This is a genomic window from Nocardia araoensis NBRC 100135 (assembly GCF_000308435.1).
Taxonomy (GTDB): domain Bacteria; phylum Actinomycetota; class Actinomycetes; order Mycobacteriales; family Mycobacteriaceae; genus Nocardia; species Nocardia araoensis.
Window position 1 is genome coordinate 1 of the sequence record NZ_BAFR01000100.1, and the last position, 14,467, is coordinate 14,467.

General features: G+C 66.9%; 12 protein-coding genes. 3 read left to right on the top strand and 9 right to left on the bottom strand.

What is annotated here, in order from left to right:
* The 3 genes from ON21_RS12450 to ON21_RS12460 form a co-directional block, all read right to left on the bottom strand.
* Window positions 1-1,939: type I polyketide synthase (locus ON21_RS12450; protein ID WP_157170811.1), on the bottom strand; the 1,939-nt coding region annotated here is incomplete at its 3' end.
* The gene (locus tag ON21_RS12455; RefSeq protein WP_051020723.1) at window positions 1,936-2,433 is read right to left on the bottom strand and encodes an OsmC family protein; all 498 of its coding nucleotides are present in this window, start codon (window positions 2,431-2,433) and stop codon (window positions 1,936-1,938) included. The genes ON21_RS12455 and ON21_RS12450, both read right to left, overlap by 4 nt.
* The gene (locus ON21_RS12460; RefSeq protein WP_051020724.1) at window positions 2,420-6,325 is read right to left on the bottom strand and encodes a non-ribosomal peptide synthetase; all 3,906 of its coding nucleotides are present in this window, start codon (window positions 6,323-6,325) and stop codon (window positions 2,420-2,422) included. Before ON21_RS12460 ends, ON21_RS12455 begins: the two co-directional genes overlap by 14 nt.
* A gap of 46 nt (window positions 6,326-6,371) precedes the next feature.
* On the opposite strand from ON21_RS12460, the gene ON21_RS12465 reads away from it, so the two are divergent.
* Together ON21_RS12465 and ON21_RS35805 are read left to right on the top strand one after the other, a co-directional pair.
* Complete coding sequence (locus ON21_RS12465; protein ID WP_039797998.1) at window positions 6,372-7,457, top strand: aldo/keto reductase; 1,086 nt, start codon at window positions 6,372-6,374, stop codon at window positions 7,455-7,457.
* Window positions 7,458-7,489: 32 nt separating this feature from the next.
* Window positions 7,490-8,104 carry a class I SAM-dependent methyltransferase gene (locus ON21_RS35805; RefSeq protein WP_051020725.1) on the top strand — a complete coding sequence of 205 codons (615 nt, stop codon included), beginning with the start codon at window positions 7,490-7,492 and terminating at the stop codon, window positions 8,102-8,104.
* On the opposite strand, the gene ON21_RS38375 is transcribed toward ON21_RS35805, so the two are convergent.
* Window positions 8,041-8,607, bottom strand: coding sequence for an SGNH/GDSL hydrolase family protein (locus ON21_RS38375; RefSeq protein WP_157170812.1), 567 nt, complete (start codon window positions 8,605-8,607; stop codon window positions 8,041-8,043). The genes ON21_RS35805 and ON21_RS38375 overlap by 64 nt on opposite strands.
* 361 nt (window positions 8,608-8,968) lie before the next feature.
* Between ON21_RS38375 and ON21_RS38380 the strand changes: the two genes are divergently transcribed.
* Window positions 8,969-9,178, top strand: a complete 210-nt coding sequence (locus ON21_RS38380) for a hypothetical protein (protein ID WP_157170813.1) — start codon at window positions 8,969-8,971, stop codon at window positions 9,176-9,178.
* A gap of 111 nt (window positions 9,179-9,289) precedes the next feature.
* Here ON21_RS38380 and ON21_RS12475 read toward each other — a convergent pair whose 3' ends face one another.
* The 5 genes from ON21_RS12475 to ON21_RS12495 all read right to left on the bottom strand — a co-directional run bounded on the left by ON21_RS12475 (window position 9,290) and on the right by ON21_RS12495 (window position 14,161).
* Window positions 9,290-9,562 carry a hypothetical protein gene (locus ON21_RS12475; RefSeq protein ID WP_157170814.1) on the bottom strand — a complete coding sequence of 91 codons (273 nt, stop codon included), beginning with the start codon at window positions 9,560-9,562 and terminating at the stop codon, window positions 9,290-9,292.
* A 620-nt stretch (window positions 9,563-10,182) separates the two neighbouring features.
* A complete protein-coding gene (locus tag ON21_RS12480; protein WP_039798000.1) occupies window positions 10,183-11,646 on the bottom strand; it encodes an SAVED domain-containing protein in 1,464 nt (487 codons plus the stop codon).
* Window positions 11,643-12,584: an AAA family ATPase gene (locus tag ON21_RS12485; protein WP_039798001.1), complete on the bottom strand. Its 942-nt coding sequence runs from the start codon at window positions 12,582-12,584 to the stop codon at window positions 11,643-11,645. Before ON21_RS12485 ends, ON21_RS12480 begins: the two co-directional genes overlap by 4 nt.
* A gap of 70 nt (window positions 12,585-12,654) precedes the next feature.
* Window positions 12,655-13,158: an HORMA-1 domain-containing protein gene (locus ON21_RS12490; RefSeq protein WP_039798002.1), complete on the bottom strand. Its 504-nt coding sequence runs from the start codon at window positions 13,156-13,158 to the stop codon at window positions 12,655-12,657.
* A 1-nt stretch (window position 13,159) separates the two neighbouring features.
* Entirely contained in the window at window positions 13,160-14,161 is a 1,002-nt protein-coding gene (locus ON21_RS12495) for a CBASS oligonucleotide cyclase (RefSeq protein WP_039798003.1), read from the bottom strand.
* Window positions 14,162-14,467 lie beyond the last annotated feature (306 nt).

The following is a 14,467-nucleotide window of genomic DNA, read 5'->3' on the forward strand; positions in this document are numbered from 1 at the left end:
CTCCGGGCGCGGTGTCCGCCAGCGCGCTGGACCGGACCGCAACCAACCGCGCGGCGTCCGGCGGACTCAGCACGCCCGCGACGACGGCGGCGGCGTATTCGCCCAGACTGTGGCCGATGACGCCGTCGGGCTCGATGCCGTAGTGACGCAGCGTCGCCGCGGTCGCGAGCGACACCGCGAACAGGGCGGGCTGTCCATAGCGCACGCGGTCGAGGTCGTGCCGCGCGGCGCGGCCGGTGACGATCTCGCGAATGTCGTAGTCCAGCAACGACCGCATCGCTTCGGCGCATTCGTCGATCCGGGCGGCGAACACGGGCTCGTCGCGGTAGAGCCCGGCCCCCATACCCGAATACTGAGCACCGGCGCCCGGAAACGCGAAGACGATGTCCGGGCGCTGCGACGGTACCCGTCCGGCGGCGACGGGCCGTGGCTGCGGATCATCGCCCGACAACAGTGCGGTGGCACGCCACCCGGACTCCGGATGTGGCCCCCGCGAAACCGTGTAGGCATGGTCGGCTCCGGTTTCGGCCGTCATATCGTCGGCCTGCGCGATCTGTTCCCGGCAACCGGCTTCCGTGACCGCCGAGACCAAGAGCAGTTGCGTGCGCGGATCGGGGTCGCTCGACTCGCTGCGCACGGGGGCTTGTTCCAGCACCACATGGCAATTGGCGCCGCCGATACCGAACGAGCTCACCCCGGCGATCCGGGTGCCGTCGCGTTCGGGCCAGTCCCGGGTGTGCTCGACGACCTCGAACAGGCCGCGGTGGCGCTCCAGATCCGGATGGGCCGGACGCGCGTGCAGCGTCGCCGGAATGCGCCGATAATGAAGGGCGAGTGCGGCTTTGATCAGCGAGGCGATACCTGCCGCGCTGTTGGTGTGGCCGATGTTGCTCTTGACCGATCCCAGCGCGATCGGCTGCGGAGCCGTTCGGTCGGCGAACACCGCGGCCAGCGCCGACAGCTCGATCTGATCACCCAGTGCGGTCGCCGTGCCGTGCGCCTCGATCAGGTCGACCGCGTCGATCCCGACATCGGCGACCGCCAGCGCCTCGGCGATCGCTCGCGCCTGCCCGGCCGCCGACGGCGCGGTGAATCCGGCCTTGCCGCCGCCGTCGTGGTTGACCGCGCTGCCGCGCACGATCGCGTAGACCGGATCGCCGTCGGCGAGCGCGTCCGCGAGCCGCCGCAGCACCACCACGCCCACGCCCTGACTGTGCACCATGCCGGTGCCGTCCGCGCCGAACGCCCGCGTGCGGCCGTCCGCGGAGAAGACCGCATCGGGCACATGCAGGTAACCGCGTCCTTGGGGCACGATCAACGACGCGCCCCCGGCGAGGGCGGCATCGCATTCCTCTGACAACAGCGCCTGGGCGGCGAGGTGTACCGCGACCAGCGAGGTCGCGCAGGCGGCCTGTACCGCCACCGCAGGGCCGGTGAGGTCGAGCCGGTAGGCGATCTGCTGCGGGAAATAGTCGGTGAGCGTGCCCGTCTCCGCCTGCAACCGGCCGATCGGATCCCGTTCGGCGTTCGAGCGATACGCGGCGAGGTTGTGTTCCAGATAGTCACTGCGCGAGGCCCCGGTGAAAACGCCGGCCGTGCCGAGGCCCGCGCCCGCGCGGTATCCCGCGTCGCCGAGCGCGTCCCAAGAGCATTCCAGCAGCAACCGCAGCTGTGGATCCATCAATTCGGCATCTCGTGCCGTGATGCCGAAATGCTCGGGTTCGAAACGGTCCTGGCCGTCGATGACCGCGCCGACGGGCACGTAATTGCGGTGCGCGCGCAGTTCGTCGGACACGCCGCGAGCGGCGAGCTCCGAGTCCTCGAACCGGGTGAGGCCTTCGCGGCCCGAGGCGATCAGGTCCCAGTAAGAGGCCAGATCCGGTGCGCCCGGAAACCGGCACGCCATTCCGATGACGGCGACGGCGTTGTCTTCGTTCACGATTCGATCTCCACTTCCGAGTCCACCGTCAGTTGTCCGCGCATCATTGCCAGCACCGGGCACGAGGACTCTACGAGCCGATGCAGGTCCCGATATCGGGCCGGTGCGTCCGGGCCGTCGATCCGGACCCGCACACCGATGCGCCCCGGCTGGGCCGCGTCCGTGAGCCCGAACACGGGACCGAGATCCACCTGGGCGGTAACGTCCACCGACAGCGAATGGATGGCGATGCCCAGCCGCGCCGCGTGGAAGCGGTAGGTGACCGCCTGACAGGTGCCCAGCGCGGCCAAGGCCGTTCCGATCGGGTCCGGACCTGCGTCACCGCCCCCGGCCGCCACGGGTTCGTCGACCACGAGGCTGTGGCGGCCGATGCGCACCCGCATCTCGGTCGGCGTGCCCGAGCGGTGTTCGGTACGCACGGTGAACCGCTGTCTGCGGTCGGTCGCGCGGCTCGCCGCGGACCGCAACCGGAATACCGTGTCAGCGAACGACATCCGCGAGCCTCGCTTTCGATCGATGCGCCCGCCGACGGCGTCCGCGCGCCGCGGCGCCGGTGAGATCGATCGGCACGGCACCGGATCGGGTCGCCGACGGGTCCGGTGCAGCGCGGTCGGCGATCCAGTCCGCCAGTCGCCGCACGGTGCCGAGCCGGAAGATGTCCGGGACCGTGAGCGCCGGGGTGAGATGCCGCAGTCTGCGATGGGCCCGAACCAGGGTCAGGGAGGTCGCGCCGAGATCGTGGAACGGAGTGGTCACCGCGATGCCGGGGCCGAGCAGATCGCTGAACACCTCGACGATCACTGCCTCCACGCGCGTACGGGCGGCCGTCGCGGTCGCGGCCGGGGCAGTGAGGACGAGTTCGGCCGCGTCGCCGAAGTGCGTTTCGGTGGTGAGCCCGGCGGCCGTGGCCGAGGCGTGCAGTCGGCCGATCCACTCCGCGGCGTGGTCCGTGGCGGCGCCATCGACGGGTTCCGCACGCAGCGTCAGCGTCAACCCGAGCGCTTCGGCGTGCCGCGCCGCGTGCAGCAGCCAGTCGTCGACCGGTGTCGGCGCCTGCTCCCGGTGCGGAGCTCCGGCCGGCGCGGCTGTGTCCTCGTCGGCCGCGACGACGGGTGATCGCAGCGGATATGTTGCTGGAGCGCGCTTTTCGGACCCGGGCCGATCATCGTCGGTAACGGTTGCCGCTCGACCGTCTTCGGCAGGTATCCAGGACGCCGCAGTGGTCGCGTCGCGACGGAACGGGTTCGGCAGCCGGGCATGGTCGACCTTGCCGTTGGACGTCAACGGCAAGGCGTCCAACGGCACCCACCGGGAAGGCACCATGTATTGCGGCAGGTGCCGCGCCGCGTGGTCGGCGAGTCCCGTGGTGTCGACCGGTGCGTCGCCGCCGGTGACGTACGCTACGAGCTGCGGCCGGTCATCCGCCCCCGGCACCGCCGCCGCCACACAGCGGCGCACGCCCGGATGCCGGGCCAGCACGGCCTCGATCTCGCCCAGTTCGATACGGTGGCCGCGCACCTTGACCTGCCGGTCGACGCGGCCGAGGAACTCGATGGTGCCATCGGGACGCCACTTGCCCAGGTCGCCGGTGCGATACAGCCGCAGGCCCAGCCGGTCGTGGCGGATGAAACGACGCGCGGTCTGCTCGTCGTCCCCGACATACCCACGCGCCAGACCGGCTCCTCCGATGTGCAGTTCACCGGGCACGCCGACCGGACAGGGCCGGCCCTCCTCGTCGAGCACGAGGAAGAACTGCGCGCGCAGCGCCGTGCCGTAGGGGATGCTGGTCCACTCGGGCCGCACCTGCCGGATCGGGTGGCAGATCGACCAGATGGCGGCCTCGGTCGCGCCGCCCAGACTGATGACGCGCACATGCTCGCCGATCACCGAGCGGAGCCGGTCGGGCAGCGACAGCGGAATCCAGTCACCGGACAACAGGAATACCCGCAACGAGCGCAGCCGCGCCGCGGCCGCCACATCCGCCTCGGCGTATTCGACGAGCATCTCGGCGAGCGCGGGCGCGGTGTTCCACACCGTGACCTGGTGCGCGGCGACGAGTTCGCACCAGTGCCCCGGGTCGCGCAGCCGCTCGGCTTCGGGCACGACCAGCGCCCCGCCCGCGCCGAGGACGCCGAAGATGTCGTACACGGACAGATCGAAACTCAGCGCCGAGAGGGCCAGGACCCGGTCGCTCGGGCCGACGCCGAAGCGGTCGTTAATGTCGTCGATGGTCGTGCGCGCGGCGCGATGTTCGATCGCGACGCCCTTCGGCTCACCGGTCGATCCGGAGGTGAAGATGACGTAGGCCAGAGCGTCGTCCGCGGCCGCGATCGGCTGATCCACCGTCACCGCGCCGGACGCGGCCTCCAGCGGATGCGCGGTGACGTTCCCGGGCAGTTCGACGCCGGGCGCGGCCACGGCATGGGTGATTCCGGCACGGCGACAGACCGAGGCGATCCTCGCCGCGGGCCACTCGGGCTCGACCGGCACGAATGCGGCTCCCGCCCAGAGCACTCCGTAGACGGCGACGATCTGTGCTGCCGACTTCGGGGCGAGGACCGCGACACGGTCGTCCGGACGGACCCCGGCCGCGATCAGCCGCCCGGCGAGCGCGCGCGCCCGCGCGGACACCTCGCCGTGCGTCAGCGTCTCCCGGCTGGACAGCACCGCCGCCGCCGCGGGCCGCGCCGCCGACTGCTCGCGTTGCGGGTCGATGAGCAGCCCGGCGCCGAGCCCGGGTGCGAGCGGCTGCGTCTGCTCGAAATGCGGATTCCAACCCAGGTCGACGGCTTCCCACGCCCGGTCGTCCTCCGCCAGGTGACGCAACAGGCGGGCATGGGCGCCGAGCATCCGGGCCACGAAGTCGGCCGGGAAGGCCGCTTCGACCGCGTCCCAGGCCAGCCGGAGCCCGCCCGCCTCGTCCCAGACGATGTGGTCGAGGGTCACCTGCGGCGTCTGCGACACGCCGAAGATCTCGTCGCCCAGCCACCCCGCCGCCGCACGGTCGGCCTGGCCCAGCCCGACGCCGCTGGTGAAGACCACCGGGTAGCGCGGGGCCAGGTCGGGGAACTGCTCGCGCTGGACCTCGACACCGCTGTAGGAACGGTGCTCCAGATCGGCCCAGAACCGCGCGTTCACGCGACGGGCGAAATCGGTGAAGCTGTGCCATGAATCCGGGTCCGGCGACGGCATCTCGACCAGCGCGGTAGTGCTGAAATCCCCGACCACCCCGTCGATATCCACGTTGTCGGGACGATCGAAGAGGGTCGCGTTGAGGCAGAACGCGTCGGTGGCGCCCCAGCGGGACAGGGTCAGACCGAAGGCGGCGAGCAGCACGGCGGTGGGACTGAGCCCACGCCGCGCCGCGTGGGCGGTGAGCGCCGACCAGTGAGCTGGACTCAGCCGTTCCTCATGGCGGCGGAAACGTGCGGTGCGAATCGTTTCCGGCGCGGCGGCGTAGGGCAACCGAGGACCGGGCGGCAGCGCGGCCAGTCGCTGTCGCCAGTACGCCTTGTCTCGCTCTCGTCGCTCTGTTTCGGCTGTGCGGCGTGCGCGCAGCACGCGAAGGAACGTGGTGGAAGGTTTGTGCACCGCGGCGCCGGGATCGGCGACGAACAGCCCCCACTCACGCATGAGCTGGATCCAGCTCGCCATGTCCAGCATCATGATGTCGAAGCCGACGAACAGCCGCATCGCACCGGACGGCAGGAGCGCGGCGTGGATGTCGAACAACGGTCCGGTCGTGGCATCGCGCACCTGATGCGACTTCTCCTGCCGCAGCCGCGCCAGTTCGGCGGCGGCGTCGCTTCCGGGATCCCGCAGATCGGTGATCCCGATGCGGTAGGGATCTCCCGCCGGTAGCACCCGTTGCCTGCCGTCGTCGGTGACGACGGCGCGCAGCATGTCGTGCCGCGCGACGACTTTGTGCCACGCCGCCTCGAGGGCGGCGACCTCCGACCACGCGTCCGCCGCCACGAGCCGCTCCGGATCGCGGTCGAACTCGAAGTAGTAGAACGTGGCCACCCCGCCCAGTGGCATCCCTTCCTCGCGGCCGACCCAGTAGGACGCCTGGATCGGAGTGAGCTCCTCCTCGTCGACGGCGTCGGGCACGTCGGCGGTCGACGGCTCCGGATCGGCACCGGGCGCGGGATCGTCTGGCCGGCCGCGATTCTCGACTTCGGCGGTCAGGGTTTCGATCGTGGCTCCGACGAAGGAGGCGAGCGGAACGCGGACTCCGGTGCGTTCGGCCAGGCGCACATGCAGACGGGCGGCGAGGAACGAATCCAATCCGAGCTCCTGCAACGGGCGCCGCGCCTCGATCTCGCGCGCGTCGATTCCCAGAACCGTTGCAGCGCAACGGCGAACTTCATCCACGGTGGTCGCCATCTCCAGCCCTTGCTCGGCAAATCCGACGCGCCTACACTAACCAGTAATGACAATCTTTTTCAACAATGCGTTGGACTGCTACCGGTTGCTGGGGCGGTCGGGACTGCGCGTATCACCGATGGCGTTGGGCACGTTGACCTTCGGATCCGCCTGGGGTTGGGGAGCGGACAAAGGGGAAGCCCGCCGAATCTTCGACGCGTATGTCACCCGCGGCGGCAACTTCTTCGACACCGCGGGCAACTACACCGGCGGCACCGCCGAGGAGTGGCTCGGCGAGTTCGCCGCGACCGACCGGGACACCCTCGTCCTCGCGACCAAGTACTCCGCGCTGCGGCGGCTCACCGACCCGAACTCCGGCGGCAACCATCGCAAGAACATGATCGCCTCGGTCGAGGCGAGCCTGCGCCGCCTGCACACCGACTACCTCGACCTGCTCTATCTGCACCTGTGGGACGACCTGACACCGGTCGAGGAAATCCTGCGCGCCATGGACGATCTGGTGCGCGCGGGCAAAGTGCTCTACGTCGGCATCTCGAACACCCCCGCCTGGCAGATCGCCCGCATGCAAACCATCGCCGATCTGCGCGGCTGGACACCGATGATCGCCGTTCAGCTCGAATACAACGTGGCCGAGCGCACCGCCGAGCACGACATGCTGCCGATGGCACGGGAACTCGGCCTCGGCGTCGTCGCCTGGTCGCCGCTGGCGGGTGGCGTCCTCACCGGCAAGTACACCCGCGCCGACCTGCCGTCGGAGGCACGCAAGCCGACGCTGGGCACCTCCCGCAAGGACCTGATCCTCGCCGGGGAGGGTCTCACCGAACGAAGCCTGGCCATAGCCGACTGCGTGCGCCGCGTCGCCCGAGAACTAGGCCGCTCACCGGCGCAGGTGGCCCTCGCGTGGACGCTGCGGCAACCCGATGTCACCGCGCCCGTTCTCGGCGCACGCACCCTCGTGCAACTCGAGGACAATCTCGGCGCGCTGACCGTCCAGTTCGACGACCACCATCTCGACCGGCTCCGGGAAGCATCCGCCATCACCGCCGGCTATCCGCACAACGTGCTCGCGCGCCCCATGGCGCGCCGGACCCTCGTCGGAGACATGCGCGTCGAAGCGCGCTCCAGGTCCTGACGCCGTGCACCGACACCCCCGAGGAAACGATCTTGGCTCTCTTCGACCTGTTCATCGACCGCCTGCTGCGCCGACCGCGAGGGCCGCTGGCCCGGCGGATGTGGCGGGACATGAAGTCCCACCACGACATCTTCCGGGACACGCTGGCGGCGCTGCACCTCACCGCCGACGACCGGCTTCTCGAAATCGGCTGTGGCGGTGGCACCTTCGCCGCACGAGCGCTGGAGTCGGGCTGCCGGGCGATTGCGGTGGACCACAGCGCCGACATGGTGGCACTCACAAAGTCGGCGAACGCGGATGCCGTGCGCGAGGGCCGGCTCGAGGTCGTCGAGGCGGCCGCCGAATCGTTGCCGCTGCCGGACCGGCACTTCACCTGCGCCACCGCGATGAACGTGCTGTTCTTCGTCTCCGTTCCCGCCACGCTCGCCGAACTGCATCGCGTGCTCGCGCCCGGCGGACGCCTCGTCCTGCACACCGTCGCACCCCAACCGCCGCGCTCGGTCATGCCCGCGCCGCTGACGGGACGCGTGCGCTTGCACTCCGACGCCGAACTCGTCGCCATGCTTGAGACGGCAGGCTTCCATCAGCCGCGCGTCGAGCGGGTCAACGACGCCTTCCAACTTCTCACGGCATCACGGCCCAGCTGAACAAACGCTTCAGCAGGCGTCGACCGATCCGTCCGCCACTGGCAGACAGCTTGGGTGCGAGGAGGTTGGGGCACTCTGGCCTGTCCATTGTGGGTCTCCTCGCCAGTTGTTGCTCGACTCTCCGACACGCGGTACCTACGACCAGGAACGATTTCCCTGACAGAGCTGAATGAACAACAGATGAATTTCGCGAGAGAACAGACGTCGTTGGTGCCGCAGCCGACCACCGCCACATGCCACGCCTGGCCGGTGTCGCCGGCACGGACATCGGTGAGTACGTCAGCTGAGGTCGCTCCACCGTGGGCGTAGTTCGCCGATTCGATATCGACTGATGGATATTGGGCTTGCAGCGCGACGGTGGTGGCGTGGGAGAAGCCGCGGTGGCGCCACTGGGTGATCTCGACCATGCTTCCGACCTGAGGGAGGTCTGCGGGGTCGACGAGGCGCGGATTGTGCGCTTCGTAGGCTTCGATCAGGCTGTCGCCCCACCACGCGATCCGCACCGATCCGCGCGGCCTGTCCGCGCAGCCGGATGATCCAGAAGACGGTGAAGTCCGGTGTCCTGCGTTCACAGTGCGGGCCTGCGGCGGGCGACTACCAGTGATTTCTCCGACATCGTCTCCTCGTGGGTGTGGTGGCCGACCGAGGGTCCATGGTAGGTCGGTCGGGACACCCCCGACACCAACTGCGGGGGACGAAGTGCGATTGCGGGGATTGTGCCGAACTCGCCTTGCCTCGCGCTGCGCAGCGGCATGATGTCTTCCGATTGGAAATCGAGGTAGGGGGCGATGAGTGAGCGGGTATTCCGAGGACGATCCGCGGCTGGTGTGACACCGCTGCAGGTGCAGGCGGCTCGTGCTCTGGATGAGCTCTGTCGAGGAGGTACACGACCTGCTGCGCCGAGTTGCCGACGGTAGCGCCATCCCCGCGGAGCGTGCTCGAGTGGCCCGGTGGGGGCACGCTGCGGTCAGCATCGTGCACTCGGTCCGCAACATCATTCGCAACAATGTCGGCGGCCGCGACGAAGACACCTTGCGCCAGATCTGCTGGGAACACCATGCAGCAAACGGCTGACCGGGTTGCCCACACCGACCTTCCGAAGTTGGCGACTTCATCGAAGGATCAGGCCAAGTTCTTCGAGCAGATGCTCGGCGACTTCGATGCCGGCGGTCCCGACGCCTACGCCTACTTCCGGATGCCGAGCACGTTCACCCACGCCAGCGCCTCGCTCATCGACCGATACCTCGACACGACGCTAATCCCGAGATCCCCTTCGTACTTCGGGTGGAGTCGAAGGACCCGTTTCCCCCGACCGTGTGCGTCAACCTGGTCGGCTGCTGCCTGGTGTGGGCGGGATCCGCGGCCCGCCACGTCCAGAAGGACCCACGCGAACGCCGTAACGAGCTCCGCGCCGCCGCGAACAAGCTCGGCACCGTCGCTGACATCAAACTGAACCACAAGGCCCACCTTCGGCCACGGCCCCGCTGACCCTGCGATGGCGCCGAGCCGCATACTGGCCGCGCGCCATCCACTAGCCCCTGAACACGACACCGCAGGCTCAGGCGTCACGACCGAACCTGCGGCGTTACGGCCAGTGCCCGAACTCGACGCTTCAGACCCCGACCTCACCCAGCACGCCGCAGCGACGACGCGAAGCGGCCCCGTTATCCGGGGCCAGCGAGGAGGTGGCCCATGGCGGCGACCGTGACCCGGATCCACCCGGATCCACACCACCGCGCCCCGCACTCTGCGCGGCTCGGCCAAGGCCTTCTTGCACACCCTCCAGGCCACTCACCCCATCATCGTCACTGCCGTCCTGCGCAGCGTCATCCGTCGCGCCGGTCGGGATGCCCTACGTGCACACTGGCCTGGCACCGACGACGGATTCACGACGCTCGCACGGGTCACCGGTGTCCCGCTTCATCGAAGTTGAGGCACCGCAGGGCTCAGACCTGCGGTGCCTCAACTTGAGTGAGACATGCGGAGTGTCGCTGTCTCATCCAACGTGAGGTGTAGCCGACTTTGTCGCTAAAGACGCGCAGTAGGTTGACCTGGCACCCCGATTCCGCAGTGGGGTGTTATCCGGGCAGTGTGATAGTGGGGGAGTACCCCGGAATGCCCAGGTGGTCGTACACGATGGTGGTTGGCAGTAGATTCCAGTCGTGCCCAAGGAACAGGGCGATGCCAGCGGGTGACGACACAAACAGGTGTACCCGTCCCGCGCGCATCTTTTTAGCTGCGGCCCGGACATGGTCGCGAGCACGCCTTACCCAGTCCGCAGACCATCCAGGCCCAGGCACCGACGTCTTGCTGGGGCCACCGGACGTGGACAGCGACAGGATTCGTCCGATCGGAATGCCCGAGGATTCGATGTAATCACAGACGTCATCTGTCGGGTCGTTTGTGAGAGCGATTGCAACCGCAAGATCAGAACCGTCGCCGACGTGGCGGTCGGCTACGACCTCGGCGGCGGCGGTTTCACGGCTGACATCGGTTGCCCATACGACATCTCGTTGGTCGGTCGATAGTACCCAGCCTCCGACATCTGGGAACGTCCGGCCCACGGCGAAGTACATTGGTAGCCGCATGTGTGCTGCAATGAAGAGCTTGCGACTCTTGAAGCCCTCGAGATCCTTCTTGGCGGCTTTCAACTTCGGCATGACCACGCCCTCCCAGGCAGCGGGGTCCAACAACTCCCGCCGCTGGAACGGGTCTACATCCGGGTAGAGTTCGATGATGTCGACCTCGGCGTTCGGTCGGTGGGGCAATGTTGCACGATCGATCGCGTGGATAGCGAGGACAAGCTCGCTACCTCGGGCGAGTAATCCCTTGGCGGCAACCTCAGCCCGGATATCGTTCGTCGTGCGAACGCCAGCGCCCGACGTGACCCACCCACGGACCATTTCGCGACCACGGGACACAGCGTCATCGTCATCACGAAGACCCGCGTTTCGCATCAGCACGGCCGTCCTTGAGGCCCACGAAGCGTCAGACTCGCCACGAACGAATTCGACCGCCCCGAGGAAATCCTTGAGCTCGTTCAGGGTCACCCGTAGATGTTTTGCCCAGGCAGCCAGCTGAACTCCGCCTTTGCTTCGCGGTGTAAGCGCGTCGAGCTTCGTCCGGGCGATCTTTTCGGTGAGATTGTCGATGAGCTTGAGGACGGGATCATTGTGGTCGTAATTCTTGTTCGACAGAAGCCGCAACACGAATGGCTCCCCCTTGGCGGTCACATCCACCCAGGTGCGATGGAAATGCTGTAGGGGGCTCTTGCCTTTCGGTGTTCGTGCCGTCACGAGCCAGTCGGCATCGATGACCGCTCCGCGGTCGACGCCGGACTTCACTTGAACATAGAGGTGCGGACGGCCTGAAGTTGTTGTCGAACGCACCACGATGTCGTCAAACGCGCCACCGTCTGCGTCCTCGATGCTGACTGACTCGACCTCCGGGTCGGTCAGTATGCGGCTGGCGTAGAACAAGCCGACGATGTGCTGATAGTCGTCTCCGCGGATGGCGGCGCCTCTGGCGGGAATCGTCGTCATGACGCGGCTCGATCATCGAACGGGGGCGTCGGCTTCAAGTCTTCGGCGGTGGCGAGCAACAGGTCTGCTGTGATCGCGGTGTCGGGGTAGGCCGCCAGTATGACCGACGGAACCAAGCGCTGGGTGATGTCGGAATAGGTATATCCCGGCCGACGATCCTCTCGCTCGCCGGTCGCGAGGACCAATTTGTCGATCGTTTCATTCGTCAGGTCGAATCCGGCGAACGCATTCAGGAGCACTTCTCGACGCTGTCGATCGTTCGGGCGGACGAACTCGAAAATAACCGCAGCGCGACGTTTAACAGCTGGGTCCAATGCCGCGAGGCGGTTGGTGCACATCACCACCAGCAGCGGAATTCCGGTACCCGCGATGTCATCGATACCGGCAAGAAATGCATTCACACCTGCCCGGTCTTCGTGGTGCATTTGGGTCGCTTCACGTGACTGAACGAGCGCGTCGGCCTCGTCAATCACCAGGACGGTGACCCCGCGGAGCGTGCCGTTGGCGGAGCGGCCGAGCCTTGCCTCTGCGATGACCTGGGCGAATGCCTCCCCGACTAGGGCCGTCATTTCGCCGACGTGACCGGTGCCGCGAGTAGTCAACTTGAGCCGGAAGAGGGTGACCTCGATGTCCAGTTCTTCGGCTAGATCGCAACCGAAGCTCTCCGCCAGCGCCGATTTTCCGGACCCGACGTCCCCAGCGAACAGGATCAACGGTGCGCGGTCGCGCAACAATGTGAACGCTTGGTCATCGACGGCGACGTTCGGGTGATGTCTGGCTGCCCAGCGGGTCAGCACCGCCGGATCGGCGAGAACGGCGGCTTCCTTGCGGAGCCGGGTCTTGACCTCGTCGAGGCCGACAAGACGTGCGTAGCGCTCCTTGCGGATCTCGTCGGGAAGGGTGATTACGGGATGGAACAACTCTTTGTCGATTGACACTAATCGTTCTCCAGAGTCGGAATTGGCACCGACGAGATGGTGGCGGCGCCGAAATCGATAGGTTGACTGGTCAGATTGCGCAGTAGATATAGCGATTGAGGCCGACACCGTTGCGCGAATACTGCGAACTGCTCCCGTAACTGCCTGCTGTCGCCGACGGCTCTGGCGCCCCCGAGCGCTGGAATGGTAGCTTCTTTTTGAATGTATCCCGCTCCGCAGATGGCAGCGCGGAGAATTCTTCATTCTGCTTCAAATAGCTGTAGAAACTGTAGCCAGCCACGTCTACCGCGCTCGGTAGGCCGCCCGGAGGCTCATCGCGAAGCTGGCCTCCTGCGGCTGCGGTATATCGTAACCGCAGAATCCATCGGTCGCCATCCTTGAAACCGAAGTCCACCGTGTCGAGGTAGCCAGCCTTCAGGTACTGGGCGGTCTCCTCGATGTACTGGTCGATCATGGACAGTTCCGGCTTGCCGTAGCGGGCGTTGAGGTTACGGAGGTTGGCGCCGAGTTTGCTGGCGACGTAGCGGGCGTCGGTGATCGTGAAGCTGGAGCTGCGAGTAGTCGAAGTAGTCATGTCAGACCACCGAGAAGGTCGGGCCGAACACCGTGCGCCAGGCATCAACCGCCTCGCCTTTGAACGGTGCCGTTCCTGCCCAGGTGATCTGTTCCAATGCCTGCGCGCACCGCTCGACCAGTCGCTGCCGATCGGCGTCCGTATAAGACTTGGTGACGTTGTTGAGTGGGTTCACCGGATCCCACACCTGCACCGGTGCGTCGGACTGGCCGACGTCGCTGGCGGAGTAGTAGTCGGTGAACATGATCGGCTTCCTCAACTCGGTGGTGACGATGTAGCCGAAGAATTGTTCGAAGGCTCGCGGGTAGTCTTTGATCGCGAATCCTTCACCGTTCCAGCCGTTGTCCCACAAGTGCGCGACGATGAGTTCGGCGAGGAAACTTTTGAACCGCAGCTCCGGCCCAACGGCCTCGGCTTCCTTCGTGGCCCGGCTGATGAACTTCTTCACCAGCCGGATGAACTCCTTGTACTCGGAACCCACCTGGTTCTTGCGTTTGTTCAGGAACTCCAGGTGCTGGGTCACCGAGGTGAGGACCTTCTCGCCTGACGGGGTGATCAGGTGGCCGCGGTCGTTGGCCTCCCCTTCGTATAGCACGGGCGCGACATCGATCTTCAAGCCGCTGCCGTGCATCGTGATACCGACGGCGTGATGAGAGATTTGGAAATCGTCGGCGTCCTTTGTGTCGCCGTAGACCTCGATGCATCGGTCACGCAGCCATTCCAGCAGCTTCGATTCCTCGGGGTCGATCCCACCGACCGCGGACGCGCGGACATAGGCGGCGACATCGGTGTCTGAGCCAGCGCGGATCGCGGTGTGCTTTGCGACGCTTCCCGACTCGCGCATCTTCACCAAGTCGTAGTCGGGGTGCTCGGCGATGTAGTTCTCCAAGCGCGAGCGCAGGTGAGCGACCTGGGTCCGCCTCGCCTTCGCCTTGTCACTTGGGACGTTGACCTTGGCTTGGGCGTACTTCGCCAAGTCGGCGTGACGCACATGATCGTGCACTGATCTCCTTCGGTCGATGAGGGCGTGCAGCGAACTCGACACAGGAGTCGGCGAGACCGATCTCGACCTAGGAACGCATGGCAACATTCCGTGTGCGCGAAATGATGCACGCACACGGAATGCACCCTATGCTGGTACGCGACCAAGCAGTACCACGTAGGCCCTGAGATCAGACATCACGTTGACTCGGGGCCTACGTCTTGTCCGGACTCTTGGAGGTCGGGCTGGACCTCCTCGCACAGCATACCGCCACCCACCGACAACTATTGGCGCTCGCGGGCCGCGAGTGCCAGTCTTGCGAATACC

Excerpts from the sequence above, each read along its gene's own strand:
- ON21_RS12455 (WP_051020723.1), bottom strand. The coding sequence starts at position 2,433 with ATGTCGTTCGCTGACACGGTATTCCGGTTGCGGTCCGCGGCGAGCCGC.
- ON21_RS12460 (WP_051020724.1), bottom strand. The coding sequence starts at position 6,325 with ATGGCGACCACCGTGGATGAAGTTCGCCGTTGCGCTGCAACGGTTCTG.
- ON21_RS12465 (WP_039797998.1), top strand. The coding sequence starts at position 6,372 with ATGACAATCTTTTTCAACAATGCGTTGGACTGCTACCGGTTGCTGGGG.
- ON21_RS38380 (WP_157170813.1), top strand. The coding sequence starts at position 8,969 with ATGAGCTCTGTCGAGGAGGTACACGACCTGCTGCGCCGAGTTGCCGAC.
- ON21_RS12480 (WP_039798000.1), bottom strand. The coding sequence starts at position 11,646 with ATGACGACGATTCCCGCCAGAGGCGCCGCCATCCGCGGAGACGACTAT.
- ON21_RS12490 (WP_039798002.1), bottom strand. The coding sequence starts at position 13,158 with ATGACTACTTCGACTACTCGCAGCTCCAGCTTCACGATCACCGACGCC.